This window comes from Alteribacter populi, assembly GCF_002352765.1.
Lineage (GTDB): Bacteria > Bacillota > Bacilli > Bacillales > Salisediminibacteriaceae > Alteribacter > Alteribacter populi.
Genome location: NZ_KZ293963.1, coordinates 3,840,794 through 3,856,186 on the forward strand (window position 1 = coordinate 3,840,794; position 15,393 = coordinate 3,856,186).

General features: G+C 39.4%; 9 protein-coding genes. 5 read left to right on the forward strand and 4 right to left on the reverse strand.

The features are described from left to right. The first annotated feature begins 225 nt into the window (after window positions 1-225). Complete coding sequence (gene desB / locus CDZ94_RS17690) at window positions 226-1,344, forward strand: Delta(10) desaturase DesB (protein WP_483414907.1); 1,119 nt, start codon at window positions 226-228, stop codon at window positions 1,342-1,344. Window positions 1,345-1,501: 157 nt separating this feature from the next. On the opposite strand, the gene CDZ94_RS17695 is transcribed toward desB, so the two are convergent. Together CDZ94_RS17695 and CDZ94_RS17700 are read right to left on the reverse strand one after the other, a co-directional pair. Continuing rightward, entirely contained in the window at window positions 1,502-2,029 is a 528-nt protein-coding gene (locus CDZ94_RS17695; RefSeq protein ID WP_096439330.1) for a hypothetical protein, read from the reverse strand. Next, window positions 2,019-2,372 (reverse strand): PadR family transcriptional regulator, encoded by a 354-nt coding sequence (locus CDZ94_RS17700; protein WP_096439332.1) that lies wholly within the window; start codon window positions 2,370-2,372, stop codon window positions 2,019-2,021. The genes CDZ94_RS17695 and CDZ94_RS17700 overlap by 11 nt, the downstream gene beginning before the upstream one ends. Before the next feature lie 120 nt (window positions 2,373-2,492). On the opposite strand from CDZ94_RS17700, the gene CDZ94_RS17705 reads away from it, so the two are divergent. Next, window positions 2,493-5,525, forward strand: coding sequence for an efflux RND transporter permease subunit (locus CDZ94_RS17705; protein ID WP_096439334.1), 3,033 nt, complete (start codon window positions 2,493-2,495; stop codon window positions 5,523-5,525). A 453-nt stretch (window positions 5,526-5,978) separates the two neighbouring features. On the opposite strand, the gene CDZ94_RS17710 is transcribed toward CDZ94_RS17705, so the two are convergent. Continuing rightward, the gene (locus tag CDZ94_RS17710) at window positions 5,979-7,265 is read right to left on the reverse strand and encodes a TraB/GumN family protein (RefSeq protein WP_096439336.1); all 1,287 of its coding nucleotides are present in this window, start codon (window positions 7,263-7,265) and stop codon (window positions 5,979-5,981) included. A 392-nt stretch (window positions 7,266-7,657) separates the two neighbouring features. Here CDZ94_RS17710 and CDZ94_RS17715 point away from each other — a divergent pair, with 392 nt between their 5' ends. Together CDZ94_RS17715 and CDZ94_RS17720 are read left to right on the forward strand one after the other, a co-directional pair. Continuing rightward, window positions 7,658-9,574, forward strand: a complete 1,917-nt coding sequence (locus tag CDZ94_RS17715; RefSeq protein WP_096439338.1) for an ABC-F family ATP-binding cassette domain-containing protein — start codon at window positions 7,658-7,660, stop codon at window positions 9,572-9,574. A gap of 530 nt (window positions 9,575-10,104) precedes the next feature. Further along, entirely contained in the window at window positions 10,105-13,350 is a 3,246-nt protein-coding gene (locus CDZ94_RS17720; protein ID WP_096439340.1) for a DEAD/DEAH box helicase, read from the forward strand. A gap of 250 nt (window positions 13,351-13,600) precedes the next feature. Here CDZ94_RS17720 and CDZ94_RS17725 read toward each other — a convergent pair whose 3' ends face one another. Continuing rightward, window positions 13,601-14,998, reverse strand: a complete 1,398-nt coding sequence (locus CDZ94_RS17725) for a Glu/Leu/Phe/Val family dehydrogenase (protein ID WP_096439342.1) — start codon at window positions 14,996-14,998, stop codon at window positions 13,601-13,603. Window positions 14,999-15,146: 148 nt separating this feature from the next. Between CDZ94_RS17725 and CDZ94_RS17730 the strand changes: the two genes are divergently transcribed. After that, complete coding sequence (locus CDZ94_RS17730) at window positions 15,147-15,392, forward strand: hypothetical protein (protein WP_096439344.1); 246 nt, start codon at window positions 15,147-15,149, stop codon at window positions 15,390-15,392. Window position 15,393: the final 1 nt, after the last annotated feature.

A 15,393-nucleotide genomic window follows, 5' to 3' on the forward strand; every position in this document is an offset into this window, starting at 1 on the left:
CTCGTTGGCTTGTTTCTCGCTCCTCACATATTAACAACAGATATCTCTTTCTCTGCGAGTTAGTATCGCTACGATGTTTTGCTCGTCGCTCTGATGCTCGAAAACTTCGCCGCCTCGACCTACTCGGCTCTTTTTATGCTCCTTTTTTGAACACGAACTAATAAGCAAGATGGACAGGCCAAAAAAATACGAAAGATCTATGTCAAGAAGAGGAGTGGATGAAAAGTGTCACAAAATCGTACGGGGTCTGACCCCGAATATCACACGTTTGGATGGTATGCGGCGAGAGTATCGCCTCATATGCCTAAAAAAGCGTTTAAGGCAGCGCCTGGGAGGTTGTGGGGAGGCTTGATTTACGCCCTCATCGCAATTGGAGGCGTGTTGTCAATCGGACTGTTCGACTTAAATATATGGTTGAAATTTCTCATTGCGGTCATCCTTGGCTCGTGTTTTGCTTCACTAGGGTTCCTAGGACACGAAATTCTTCATGGAACTGTAGTTCGTAAACGCTGGCTGCGAAATCTTTTGGGGGCGGTGGCATTTTGGCCGTTGACGACAGGACCTGAGTTGTGGAAGAAGTGGCATAACATGGAGCACCACCAGCATACTCAGGATGAACATAAAGACCCTGATGCCTGGCCGTCTATTAATCAACTTGCGAAAAGTCGCCTTTTACGATGGTTGTATAAAATCCCGTTTACTATTCGTGCACTGTCCAGTTTTGTAGCATTAGCGTTCACGTTTACAGTTCACTCTACTCACATGTTTGTCACTTACATCAAAGATTTTAATAAAGAAAAGCAAATGAAGGCTTGGATGCAGTTCATCCTTCCTTGGGCAACATGGATTGGACTCCTCGTATGGATTGGCCCAGTGAAATGGCTATTTGCCTTTTTCATTCCACTGCTTATTGCTAATTTCATTGTAATGGCTTACATTGCGACCAATCATAGGTTGAACCCACTCGTTCCTGTAAATGATCCATTAGCAAATAGTCTGACTGTAACGGTACCGAAATGGGTCGATGTCCTTCACTTTAATTTCTCTTACCACACGGAGCATCATTTGTTCCCAGGAATGAACCCGAAATACTATCCGATGGTAAAAAGAAAAATTAAAGAAATGTGGCCCGAGCGTTATCATGAAATGCCAATGGCGAAAGCAATGATTGCACTATGGAAAACGCCTCGCGTCTACTTTGAACAAGATCAGCTCGTAGATCCAAATCGCGCTGCGGCATATGGCTCGTTAGGTAACGGATTAGATCCGAATAACATTAAGCATGAGGATGCTGACTTATCAGGCACACCATTTCTTAATCAAAAATCTAATAAAGAACAATAAATAAGTAAGCTGACTCCCCGATAAGGATGAGTCAGCTTTTTTGCGTTTGCACGGTAGGTGAAAAATCGGGAGGAACTGTAGCTATGAAATAAAGTTTGATCAAAATGGATTCTAGGTCCACCTTTGCATTCTCCAAAGAATCATTGCTACATTCAATTTAATCCATTCGATATCGTTTACTTAACATGTACATGGTAATTGAACTTAAGATCAGAGCAATACCGATGTTAATTCCAGTAATAAGAAGATTCCACCACAAATAATCAGATATAACAAAGAGGTGAAAATCAAATGCATAACCTGGTGCAAGTACAGGAGTGAATGTTAATACTGTGAAAAGTTGAAGCACCAAATAAAAAATCCCAGCCACTAGAATGAAAAAGATTGACCGTTTGATTGGGAAAGACTTTTTCTTTTGATGTTTAGCTTCTTTACTGTTTCGATGCATCGTGTTAATAATCTGCTCTTCTTTTGTCGTTGCGGCATCCATAAAATGCAAAGCAAAGCTTTCCGGTGTGCCAAGACTTTTACTAAAGTCTTCATTATTAAATCGAGCTTCGTGAATGTATTCTACCAATTGTTCTTTCGCATCATCTCTGTATGTTGGTTTTACCCCGTTGGATTTTAGTATCTCGATAATTTCATTGACATAGCGTTTTTCATTGGGTAATAAATCAGCGTTCATACTCTTCCTCCTTAAGGTCACTCGCTTTTTGGCTTAAAAGAGAGTGAATGTCATGTTGAATGTCATACCACTCTTTCATTTCACTCCTTAAAAAGTTAATGCCTTCCTCATTCAGTTCGTAATATACCCGAGGTCTTTCATCCTCCGCGAATTCTTTCATTACATTGACAAGATTCTTTTCCTTAATTCGAGTAAGGATCGGATAAATACTGCCGACTCCTTTCAATTTGATATTAAATTTCTCCAGTTCTTTCATGATCTCATAACCATAACTGCGTTTTTTGTAAAGAATACTCAGTACACAAACTTCTAAGCTTCCTTTAATCGTTGTCATTCTATCCATAAGTGTATTTTATCACCACCATATATTTTAGTCAAATATATTTTGTGTTGAATTATATCTCATTAAAATATATACTTCTTGTAAAGTGTTAACCTAATAAAAAATGGAAGAAGGGGAACTATGGGGTGGCTTAAAGTGTTATTGGACAGAAAGCAGATTGTTGGTTTTTCATTGTTAGGAATGATTGTTTTAAGCCTGGTCTTTATCGAATCCATGGATAGTGAGTTTTACCCGGAGGTCAGTGAGTTTGCCATAACGATCTCTGCTGAATCTCCAAATGTCCCAGCTTTAGAGGTTGAAGAAAATGTTACAAAACCAATTGAAAATGCCATATCAGATGTAGAAGGAGTTGAATCATTCTCATCTTCTTCAGTAGATGGCCTAAGTACCATTACAGTAAACGTAATGGATGACAAGGCTTATGAAGGTGTAAGAACTGTTGTAAGTGACGCTCATAACGAAATTACTGATGTTGATGAAATTGATGTTTCTCGCAGCACATCAGGTTATGAATTTTATATGGATCTATATGGTGGAGACCTAAGTGAGATGTCCACCTTTGCCGATCATATCTTAAAACCTAGATTAGAAAATCTAAGTGCTGTCAATGAAGTCCGGGTAGTTGGTCAAAGTGAATTGGGTGTTTTAGTAGAATTAGACACCGAAAAATTAAATGATGCTGATTTAGCATTTGATGATATTGAAGAAGTGCTGACTCAACAGAATGAGAATATATCTGTTGGAAGAACGAGCAGTGATACATCCGATAAGCCTTTATTAACATGGAATACTCAGTTAAGTAGCATTGATGATGTGAGAAATATCCTTATACCAACCGAAAATGGAGCTGTACTCCTTGACAATATAGCTGATATTAGCGTTCAAGAAAGTCGCAATCAGCAAGATATGTGGCGCAATGGGGATAACAATTATGTCATGGTTTCTGTTTCGAGAACAACCGATGCTACTCAGGTAGAAATGACCGAAGCTGTCCGTGGCGAGTTAGAAGCATTAGATAAAGAAGGACATACTGAAGGATTCGTCCTTGATCAGACGATTGTACATTCTGATTTTGTAGGTGAATCTATTGGAGGACTTCAGACCAATGTAATGATTGGTGGCATTTTACTTATTATCGTTCTCTTTGTGACTCTTAAAAATGTTGTTGCAGCAGTTATCATGGGCATTTCTATTCCTGTTACAGTATTGGTTACTTTTTTCCTAATGTCATTGTTTGATATAAGCATCAACTTAATCAGTATTCTTGGTTTAGGTATTGCTTTAGGTATGATCGTTGACTCATCGATCGTTATTATGGAGTCGATTTATAAGAAAAAAGAACAAGGGTTATCTGATCGTTCCTCAGCAGTGGAAGGCACAAAAGAAGTACTTACTCCTGTATTTGCTTTGTCACTTACAACAATGACGGTCTTTTTGCCGATTGGGCTTATTAGTGGTCAGATTGGAGATTTCGCAAAGGTCGTGGCTATAGTGATTGTGTTCAGTCAGCTTACAGCCTTGATTGTATGTTTTACTTTGATACCAGTAATGGCGGAAAAGTGGTTAAAGGTGAAGCAGAGAAAAGAAAAATCAACAAAACCTAATGCGTTGTATGAAAAACTGAATAATTATGTTGATTGGATGGGTAAAAAGGCGATAAGAAAAATTGGAGTCATTGGATTATTTTTTGCTATATTTGTAAGCTCTCTTTTTCTAACATTCGGAATACCGGTTGCTATTTTACCTGATTTTTACAATCGGCAAGCTGAGATTTATATTGGTTTAGAAGATCAAACGACTTCCGCAGATCGGGAGGGGATTTCTCAAGGAATTTCAGAGTTCCTTAATGAAATTGAAGACATTGAAGGTTACAGTGTTCGTGCTTTAGATCCAAATCGAATGTACCTTTATGTGGAAATGACACCTGAAGAAGATGCAATCATTGCACAGGGTGACATTAATTCATTAATCAATAATCAGTTAGAGACAATGAGTGAGGAGTATCCTATAACAGCTTCAGGTTCTGTGACTTATCCGATACAAATTTCAATAACTGGTGAAGAGTTAGATACACTTCGAGGCATATCGGAGGATTTGAGTGAGGGTCTCTCAAATATTGAAGGTATTCAAGGGATTTCATCTAGTTTTGAAAACAGTAGGGAAGAACAAAGGATTGTACTTGATCGCAATAGGTTAGTCTCTGACGGGGTGACGCCGGTTGATATTAAAAAAGAGCTCGAACTTATATCCTCAAAGTTAGAAGTTGGAATCGTTACTACAGAAAATAGCCACTTACCTCTATTGTTAGCGTATGGAGATGATGTTCAAGGTGCTTCACCTCTTAGTCAAAATACAATCGACACCATAAATGGAGAGAGGCCACTAAGTGATTACGTTAACTTGGAAGATGCTCTAACACCACACAAAATCGAACATGAGAATGGTGAGCGCGTAATTCAATTAGTCGGGGACGTTGATGGTAGAGGTTTAGGAGATGTAGGTATTGAGATCAATGCACTTATTGAAAACTACGATATTGAATCAGGATATAACGTAGAGGTTGGAGGAGAAATTGAACAGCAAGATACCGCATCAAAAGAGATGCTACTTGTCATATTATTTGCAATAATACTAGTGTATGCGATTTTGTCTGTACAATTCAATAGCTTAATACAACCTTTAATTATTATGAGTATTATGCCATTAACTTTGACAGGAGTATTAATTGGTTTATTTACTACTCAAACTGACCTTAATTTGTTATCTGTAATGGGAATGTTAGTGTTGATGGGGATTGTCACAAACAATGGAATCTTGCTCATTGATAGTATAAATAAACTTAGATTATCAGGAGAAAAAAGGTTTGATGCGATTAAAAAAGCTTGTAAAGATCGTATTCGTCCAATCTTTATAAGTCTAATAACGACCGTTTCAGCAGCAATACCATTGGCGATTACTACAGGTCACGCGAGCAAATATCAGCAACCAATGGCTATTGCACTCATCTTTGGTTTCTTGTTTTCATTTTTTATAACGTTTCTGTTTTTACCAGTTGTGTATCTTCTTTTTGAAGATACCGCATATAAGGTGAAGACGATTTTCAAAAAGAAAAGAATGACGGAGGGTACTCCTAGAACTAAACAGCCATTTTAAAGCATGGAGTTGATCAATTGATCAACTCCATTTTTTTACATGTTCTCTCAAATCATTCGGATATTGGATGATCTTTTTTTTTTTCGTTTATAAGGTTTATGCTTCTAAATGTATAGATTAAGAAAAAGGGTCAAATTATGTAAAATTATATGATTTCTTTTGAACAAGTAACCTCTTCATAAGCTAAACTGTCGTTCAAGAAGACCTCTGTTATTCAACTATGGCTTGTTTGTTGAAGAGCCAAGATATTAAAGGTCTTATTTGCAAAATAAACATCTATTTTCCGAAATAAAGAACATGAACCGTTATAAAAACTTGCTGATTAATATTCCATCCCTGTGTCGAATCCACTAAAGTCGGGAGGAAGAGCCCAAAAGTCGGGAGAAACCGTCCAAAGTAAAAAAGCTCTCCTGCAATACAGGAGAGCCGCGCCGATATCTATAAACTATTTTGTTAATCATCCGTCGACTGTGCGCCTTGTTCTATTTCATAGCCTCTTGCCTCTAATAAATCAATGATGCTGTTTTCACCAACCAAGTGAAGCGCACCGACTACAACAAAATAAGTGTCTTCCTCATCGGAGTGTAAAAATTCTTCAACTTTTTCTGTCATTGCTTCATCACGTTCGTCTGTTAAAGCTTGATAGTAAGCAAAGTAATCTTCGGGTAGATCTTCTTCTGCTTCTCCTTCGCGAAGTTCGACCAAACCTTCAATATCCCCCATGCGCCACATCGTCATAAGATCGATCAGTTCATCGCCCATGTCGTTATATTCTTCTAAGGTTCGACTTAGCTGCATGGCTTGCGTTTCCAATGTTAAATGATTCTGGAGGGAAAGCTGACTTTCAATGGTTTCTAATCCGATGATGTCTTTTCCATCTTCCTCTGCGCGTTCGATAAAATGCATGTCAATTCCGAGTTCGGGCATGTAGCCTGCTGTCATAGCAGAGACAGATGTCAGTGTTTCCTGTACAAACCATGGTTGCATTTGTGTGAGGACTTCTTCGTTTAAACCAAAAGGGCGTAGTAAGAATACTAAGCGATTGAACTCTTCTTCGGAAATATAATCTTGAAGACTATGGTGGTCACTTAGCATTCCTGCTTCCATCGTCATTTCCATGACGTCATTTTCTTGGATTGAAGTAAAATCAATTTCAAATGCTGTTTTAGAAGAATCTTCATAGGCAGCTTCTATGTCTTCGTGTAATGGATATAGCTCTTCTGAACCAATATGAATTGACCCGAGTAGATAAACGGTATTGTCACCCTGTGAGACTTCGTAAAAAACCCCTTTAGATGGTTCTGTATCCAGTGTGAACCGCTCTTCATCAATAAAAATGAATACATCATCTTCAGTGAGCCTGCGAATAACATTGTAAGCATCAGAGCCTACAGATATGTCAAGAGGGTTGTTTTCCAAGTCGACATTCTCTATATTTGGTAATTCCAGTAAAGGTGATATATCTTCAATTTCATTCCCGAAAATTAAAAGTTCCTCGAGGGATGGGAGGAATTCGATTCCTTCGAGGCTTGTGATTTCTCGCTCGAACGCATGTAATGAAACAATTTGTCCGAGACTTTCTTCTGATAATTTTCCTTCGGGTTGTGCGAGTGTTTCGCGGACTGCCAGTTCGAGGTTTTCGTCTGCAAATAGTGACTCTTCAGTTTCAGTAGGAGTCGTGCAACCTACGGCTAGTATAAATAAAGCAAGAAAAAGCTTCGTATATAAAAATGATTTCATAGAATTCCCCCAAGAATAATAATGAGATGTTATGTAAAACTGTGGAACATTTTCGTTTATTTGTGGTTAACTATCATCTTACTAAAAAATGTAAGAGTTGAGAATAGGCCGAATTAAATGTTTTGAAATTCGTCTTAAAGTTCAATAAGAATAGCTGTCGTACTAAAGGGACTTCTACTAAATATAGCCAGTCGTAGTGATTTTACGATGTAACGATAGGGTATCTGTTTAAAACGATTGACTTGACCGATTTTTGAACTTTCTTCTCACCATCCAAGTAAAAGAAATTTTAACAACGGTGCTATATAAGATACAATAAAGACTTAAAGGTATTTAAAAAGCTTGAATGACTGGTTTTTGCTTAGAAAAACCAGCAAAGGAAGGGTACGCTTATGACGATTTTATCAGTGGAAAATTTAACAAAGACATACGGAGAAAAAGTTCTCTTTGACCATATCCACTTTTCGATATCCCATGGTCAGCGAATTGGGCTGATTGGTGTGAATGGAACTGGGAAATCAACCCTGTTGAAAGTCTTGGCAGGAGTAGAAGGATCTGAAGAGGGAAAAATTACACATGCCAACGATTTTCATATCGAATATTTGCCACAGGAGCCTGACTTATCTCCAGAATTAACCGTACTCGAACAAATTTATTATGGTGAATCAAAGATAATGCAAGTGATGAGGCAATATGAGAAAGCAGCTCAGCAATTGGAGAATGACCCTTCCAGTGAACAGCTGCAAACGCGACTTTTAACACACCAGCAAAAAATGGACGAGCATGAAGCGTGGGAAGCTAGTACTGTGGCGAAAACAGTGCTTACAAAGTTAGGCATTCACGACTTCACAAAACAAGTGAAACATTTATCCGGAGGGCAAAAGAAACGTGTAGCTATTGCAAAAGCATTAATTCAGCCTGCGGATATCCTTATTCTTGATGAGCCTACAAACCACCTTGATAACGAAACGATCGAATGGTTAGAAGCTTTTCTTTCACAATATAAAGGTTCGATTATCATTGTTACTCATGACCGTTATTTTTTAAACAGAGTAACGAATCAAATGTTTGAGCTTGACCACGGTAAGTTGTACTCGTACGAAGGGAATTATGAAACATATCTGGCCAAGCGTGCGGAGCGTGAGCAGCAGGAAGAGCAGCAGGAGGCGAAACGGCAAAATATTTTAAGAAGAGAATTAGCGTGGCTTCAAAGAGGAGCGAAAGCGCGAACGACAAAACAAAAAGCACGAATTCAGCGAGCGGAAGCATTACAAGAACAATCTTTTGAGCGTGAAAAGAAGGATCTTGATTTTGCTATAGGTTCTAATCGACTTGGTAAAAAAGTGATTGAATTAAATGGTGTTTCTAAAAAATTAGGAGGCGCCTCATTATTTCACGATCTTGATTACTTGGTTGTTCCTGGGGAGAGACTTGGTATTATCGGGCCAAATGGAACAGGAAAATCAACGCTTCTTAACGTTTTAGCAGGGCGTATCGAACCGGACAATGGAACAATTGATATGGGAGAGACGGTGAAAATAGGCTATTATACACAAGATCATCAAGAAATGGATGAAGATTTAAGAGTTATTGAATATATTAAAGAAGTTGCAGAAGTAGTCCAAACGGTGGGTGGAGATGTGATTACCGCAGAACAAATGCTTGAGCGGTTTATGTTTTCGCGCGCGGTACAATGGAATGTGATCCACCGCCTTTCTGGAGGAGAGAGAAGAAGGCTGTATTTACTGCGCGTCCTCATGTCAGAGCCTAATGTCTTGTTTCTCGATGAGCCAACAAACGATTTGGACACACAGACGCTTAGTATTTTAGAAGAATATCTTGATCAATTTCCTGGAGTCGTCATTACCGTGTCCCACGATCGCTACTTTCTTGATCGTGTCGTCGATCGGCTCCTTGTTTTCCGTGGAGATGGGCAAGTGGAGAGATTTCAAGGTCATTACTCTGATTATATGGAGAAAGAAATCAACCAGGGGCCCGAGGCAGTGTCCGGGAAAAAATCTGAGGAATCCCAAGCGTTCAGAGCTTCTAGTGGTAATCGAACAAAAACAAAGAAGTTATCGTACCGTGAACAACAGGAATGGGACACGATTGAAGAACGCATCGCTTCACTTGAAGAGAGAAGTGAGCAAATTGAGCAAGAAATCATCGATGCGGGTAGTGATTCAATGAAAGTTCAAGAGTTGTTTAGCAAGCAACAAAAAGTAGCTGAAGAACTTGAACAAGCCATGGATCGCTGGACAGAGCTCTCCCTCTTGGTTGAAGAAATAGAAGCAGAAAAGAAGAAGTAAGAGAGCTTTTGCTGTAGCTTTTAAAGCCCGTTATGATGTTTTCATAGCGGGCAGGCAGCTAAAGCTAAAGAAGCCATTCGTATTTATTCAAGTAGTCTTGCTAAAGGCTCTATGTGGTCTTCCGGGAGGAGATGCGTTTTATCACTTTGGAAACGACCCTCATAATAAAACTGTATAGCACTAGACGAAAAATTCTCCGTAATATAAAACCCATTTTTTTCTCACCTCTCCGATGAATGTGCAACATTTCTTTTATTATGGTTAATCACCCTTTATGATATCCAACCAATAACCATACAAAAGGAAAAAAAGCTGATAAAATGGAAATCATGTAGAAATAAGGGCTGAAGCGTTTTTCTCAATAGTTCAGAACGTATAAAAATCTACGTTTCGGTGTCTAGCTCCAGGCGTCATCGGCTCGTGTCAAATAACCTGCCCGATTAAAAGTAAAAAGCACTTAATATCGGATAGAACATTTGCATGTTGTCGGATAAGGGCGCCTTGCGCTTTTCTTATTAGGGGGTTGTGTAATGTTTAATGTCATATCTGAAAAAGAAATAGAAGGTTATTGTAGTTCACCAACGGTATTTTCTCGAGGAAAAAGTTATTTCGAGGAAGGGGCAGTGGAAGAGTTATCTTATGATCGCGAGCTGGGTCATTATCACGCCATTGTTAGTGGTATGGCTGATTATCATGTGTTTATTGATTACGATGAAACCTCCGGAGAGTTGGATTTAACAGGAGTTCAATGTGATTGTAAAGCCTTCGATAAGTACCCGGGGCTATGTAAACACATTGCCGCTGTCGCTATTACAATAAATAATGACCATCAACCTAAAAGGAAAAGATTCTCTAGTGAAGGAGCGGGTGTGATGCGGTCTAATGATGGGGCTCTTAGCTTGATTGATTCCTTTCATCAAGTATATGAACGAAAAAAAGAATCTCTGAGTGAAAAAGAAACCTTACACGTGGAGTTTATCCTCTACCTTTCTACGTCCTGGCACGGATTAACAGGATCTATTGATCTTGAGATGAAAATTGGACCGAAACGTAGGTACGTAGTAAAGGATATTGGAGAATTCCTGGATGCGATGGAGTATGGAAGTGCCCATCGTTTTTCAAAGCTGTTTACCTATCATCCTTCTGATTATCTTTTTTCACAAGCGGACATGCGAGTATTTCATATCTTAAGAAAAATTGTTCAGCTGGAAAAGGATTTTACAACATTCTCTTTCCGGGCAACGCGTACAAAAGATGACAAACGGAAGGTGACAATCCCGAATCCGTTTTTAATGGAGCTGCTTCAAGTTTTACAACAGTGCACCGTGACCATTGAAAATGACATTGAATTTCATACATACTACAATTCATTTGAAGTTTATGAAAACCCAGAAAAACTTCCCTTACAGTTCGAATTATCTTATGACCCTCACAATCAGAGCTTATTTACCTTAAAGTGGACCAACTATGACCGAACACTGATGATGGGGAAAAATTACAATATTTTGTTTTATCGAGGGGCATTTTTTGCATTAACGGATGAGGAGAAGCAAGTTATCCTCACACTGTATTCAAGTTTTGGAGACCAAGCCCAATCAGTCATTTCTATTCCGAAAGAGCAGATGATGGACTTTTCTTCTGTCGTTCTTCCTCAGTTAATGACAGTAGGAAACGTCGATGTTGATTCAGAGATCCGCCAGCTAATAAAAGCAGAACCGCTTGTTGGAAAGCTTTATGTCGATGCAACAGAAGATGCGGCTACGGCTAAGCTGTCCTTCGTATACGGCGATGCGACGATCTCTCCGTTTGAAAATTCCCCTTCAGAAGGGGAAGAAATTGTCGTCCGTGATATGGAAAAAGAAATGCTGCTTCTTTCTTTTATCGAAAAAATTCCGTTTAAATATAACGGAAACGAATTGTTTTTAGATGACTGGGAAGAGGTGCTGCAGTTTTTATTAGTAGACGTTCCTTCGTTATCCGAAGTGATGGAAGTCTACACAACGTCTCAAGTCAAGCAACTGATTTATTCACCTGCAGAGCAGCCGCGTGTTCATATTGAAGCGAATGAACGGATGAATCTTCTTGACGTTACGTTCCAATTTGAAGGTATAGATGAAAGTGAAATTGAAGCAATGATGACCGCGTTAGCTGAAAATAAGAAGTATTACAAATTGTCATCAGGCGCTTATTTAAACTTACAAGACGACCAGTTTTCAAACGTCAAAGAGCTCATAGAACAAATGCCCACCCCTGCTGACGGTCTTTTTGCACAAGCGCAAGTCCCGTTGCTACAGGCCTTCCAATTAGATGAAGCGTCAGGAAATATGGTTAGAAAAGGAAGAAGGTTTCGGGAACTCCTTGAACGTATGTATCATCCTGAAGATGTAGAAGCCGTAGTACCTGAAGACCTTAATGCGACCATGCGTGAATATCAAAAGGTCGGATTTCGCTGGTTAAAAACGTTGTCCAACTATGGGTTTGGGGGAGTTCTTGCAGACGATATGGGGCTTGGAAAAACGATTCAAACCATTGCTTTCCTTCTTTCAGAAAAGCAGGAACAAAAAGGTGATCGTGCATTAATCGTTTGTCCATCGAGCCTCATTTACAATTGGGAAAGAGAAATACAGCGATTTGCACCCGCATTGTCGACGGCTGTCATCACAGGACATTCAGCTGACCGTGTAGACCTTCTCGAACAATCTAAAGCAGTGGATGTTGTAATTACCTCTTACCCATTGTTACGACGAGATATGGCATTGTATCAAGGGGACGTGTTCTCAACCTTTATTTTGGATGAAGCACAGTATATCAAAAATGATTGGACGCAAACTGCGAAAGCGGTCAAATCCATTCGTACAAAGCAAGCATTTGCTCTAAGCGGAACACCGATTGAAAATTCTTTAGACGAATTATTTTCGATTTTTGAAGTCGTTATGCCTGGACTTTTCCGCGATAAAAAAACGTTTAAAAACTTGAAGGAAAACGAAGTAGCTAAGCGTGTTCGGCCGTTTGTTTTACGAAGGGTTAAAGAAGATGTCTTATCCGACCTTCCTGATAAAATTGAAAATGTTCAATATACGGAGCTTAACGAAGAACAAAAAGCCGTTTACCTTGCCCAGCTTCAGCTCCTTCAAAATGAAGTGAAGAATGTAATCAAGGAAGATTCATTTCAAGAAAATCGAATGAAGATTTTAGCAGGACTAACAAGGTTGCGCCAAATTTGTTGTCACCCGCAGCTCTTTATGGAAAATTATCAAGGGTCTTCTGGAAAGCTTGAGAGACTTCTTGAATATTTGAAGGAAGCTATCCCGTCTGGAAAAAGGGTGGTGATTTTCTCACAATTCACCAAAATGCTCGGGATGATTCGAGAGGAACTTGAAAAACTCGGCTGGGAATACCATTACCTTGACGGGAAAACACCTTCTAATAGGCGTTTGGCGATGACAGAAGAGTATAATGAAGGCGGAAAACCTTTATTTCTCATCTCGTTAAAAGCGGGAGGAACTGGGTTAAACCTTACCGGCGGCGATACGGTTATTCTGTTTGATTCATGGTGGAACCCAGCAGTCGAGGAACAAGCAGCCGACCGCGTGCACCGCTTTGGTCAAAAGAAGGTCGTCCAAGTTCTTAAGCTTGTCACTGCCGGAACGATCGAAGAAAAAATTCATCAGCTCCAAGACCAAAAACGCGAGCTCATGGATAAAGTCATCCAAACCGGAGAAACCTCCATCACATCTTTAAATAAAGACGACATTCAAGAATTGTTACAAGTGTAAAGAAGTACATCAAAAAGGTCAGTATTTGACCTTTTTGAAATGAATTTATAAGAGGACAGCTACCTTCACGCCGCTGTTTTTAATAGGCTCTTTTCTAACGATTGTTGTTATTTGTTTTTAGAACGTTAGGCAAGCGCATGCTTGCCTAACGCTCTAAAAGCAACAAACTTTACGAAAACAGCCCCTTTAATATAAGACCGCTATGCGGTTTTTCTTATGTATCTCTATAATTTCATTTAAAGTACGTGTCTTAAAACAACTTTCCATGTCTGTATAAGAGGTTTGTGAGTCGCTCTAGTGCTAGATAGAAGCAACGGTAGCGCATTGTTGCAGAGTCAGTGTAAAAATATTCATCATATACGCGCTGCAACGTTTCAATCATTTGCGCTGACATTTCATCGATTACTTTTTCTTCCCCATAATGCTCAGTAATTCTGCTTTGCTTCCATTCTAAATAAGACACAATCACACCACCCGCGTTGACTAAGATATCTGGAATTACGATTTTCCCTATACTTTCAAAATAGTCATCGGCGTCTTGAGTTAAAGGTGCGTTCGCTCCTTCAACGAAAACCTTTGCTTTTACCTCTTTCATATTTTGTTTATGAATTTGATCCTCGACAGCAGCGAGGACCATGACATCTGTTTCTACTGTCAAAATGTCTTCTGCCTTCAGAATTACTGCATCAATGTGAGTTTCATCTAACTCTCCTTGAGTGAAAGGGAGTCGCGCATGGGTTCTGGCAAAAGCATTAAGTACATCAATATCGAGTCCATCTTTATTATAAAGTGTCACATCTCGGTCTGAAACAGCCACTACATGATGAGTGATGCTTTCATATTGAATAGCCTCTGTAGCAACTACGCTTCCGACATTTCCGAACCCTTGGATGGCGACATCAATATGACCTTTTTCTTCACGAGTTTGCAAAAGCTTTTGCAACGTTTTCCACTGTAAATTACGCTTTACTTCCCCACGATCCGCCGATGTATGAAACCAGTCCTGTATTAACCAGCGGTAGCTTAAAAAAGTTCCCTTTCCGGTTGCTTCACGTCTTCCTCTAGCCCCGCCATTTTCTACGCTTTTTCCAGTAAATGAACCAAGGTAGGATTCACCTGGGTGAATCGTTTTATATTCGCCTACCATCCAATCAATCACACGTTCATTTGTCCCTAAGTCGGGGGCAGGAATATCGTGATTTGGGCCAATATCGGGTTTAAATCTCTGTACGTATTTTTTGCTGATCAAGTTAAGCTCCTGATCAGAAAAATTCTTCGGGTTTATATGGACGCCTCCTTTAGCCCCGCCAAACGGGAGACGATGAAGCGCATTTTTGATTGTCATAAGTATCGCGAGGTTTTCAACTTCTGCTTCAGTGACGTTTTCATTAAATCGAATCCCGCCCTTATAAAAACCGCTAATGTCGTTATGTTGTACACGGTATGCTGGAATTCGCACAATGCCATGCTTTTCTCGTGAAACGCGTATGTAACTCTTAATAATTTTGTCTGTTGTTTTTAAGATTTCCTTTGCTGATGAGCATACTTCTTTACGGTTCTGATCGTTTTTGATCCCGAGAAATCCCTTTTCCTCAGACAGTTCGTCCATTACATTCTCGATTAAGACTTGAGTTTCTTCTCGCTTCATTTAAAATCCTCCTTATGTATTCCTTCTAAATACTCACTTTCCCGAAAAGGAACACTCAAAACGATACTAACATATTTTAGAATTCACACTCTAGCGTTGGGTTCATACCTTATAAAAGAGAATATTCATGCGATAAGGTTGTGACTACATGCCTGTATCCGTTATCTTCAACCAAATTAACGTAAACTCAGTTGGACCGAATTCATCCATTGCGAGTGGTCAGAATAACCAAGTAGACTGGGCCTTGGAAGGGAAGGTTTTATTAGCGGGGGGAATTCAGGTAGGAGCTGTATTTAATACTAATGTAGTAAATACAATTATCGATCCAGATGGAATTGATATGCCATTTAATCAGCCAGAAATTGTGAACCCAATCCCGAATATTCAATTTTAGG

What these genes read in the sequence shown, in the direction of transcription:
- CDZ94_RS17720 (WP_096439340.1), top strand. Translation starts at nt 10,105, where the DNA reads ATGTTTAATGTCATATCTGAAAAAGAAATAGAAGGTTATTGTAGTTCA.
- CDZ94_RS17715 (WP_096439338.1), top strand. Translation starts at nt 7,658, where the DNA reads ATGACGATTTTATCAGTGGAAAATTTAACAAAGACATACGGAGAAAAA.
- CDZ94_RS17695 (WP_096439330.1), bottom strand. Translation starts at nt 2,029, where the DNA reads ATGAACGCTGATTTATTACCCAATGAAAAACGCTATGTCAATGAAATT.
- CDZ94_RS17710 (WP_096439336.1), bottom strand. Translation starts at nt 7,265, where the DNA reads ATGAAATCATTTTTATATACGAAGCTTTTTCTTGCTTTATTTATACTA.
- CDZ94_RS17730 (WP_096439344.1), top strand. Translation starts at nt 15,147, where the DNA reads ATGCCTGTATCCGTTATCTTCAACCAAATTAACGTAAACTCAGTTGGA.
- CDZ94_RS17725 (WP_096439342.1), bottom strand. Translation starts at nt 14,998, where the DNA reads ATGAAGCGAGAAGAAACTCAAGTCTTAATCGAGAATGTAATGGACGAA.
- CDZ94_RS17705 (WP_096439334.1), top strand. Translation starts at nt 2,493, where the DNA reads ATGGGGTGGCTTAAAGTGTTATTGGACAGAAAGCAGATTGTTGGTTTT.
- CDZ94_RS17700 (WP_096439332.1), bottom strand. Translation starts at nt 2,372, where the DNA reads ATGGATAGAATGACAACGATTAAAGGAAGCTTAGAAGTTTGTGTACTG.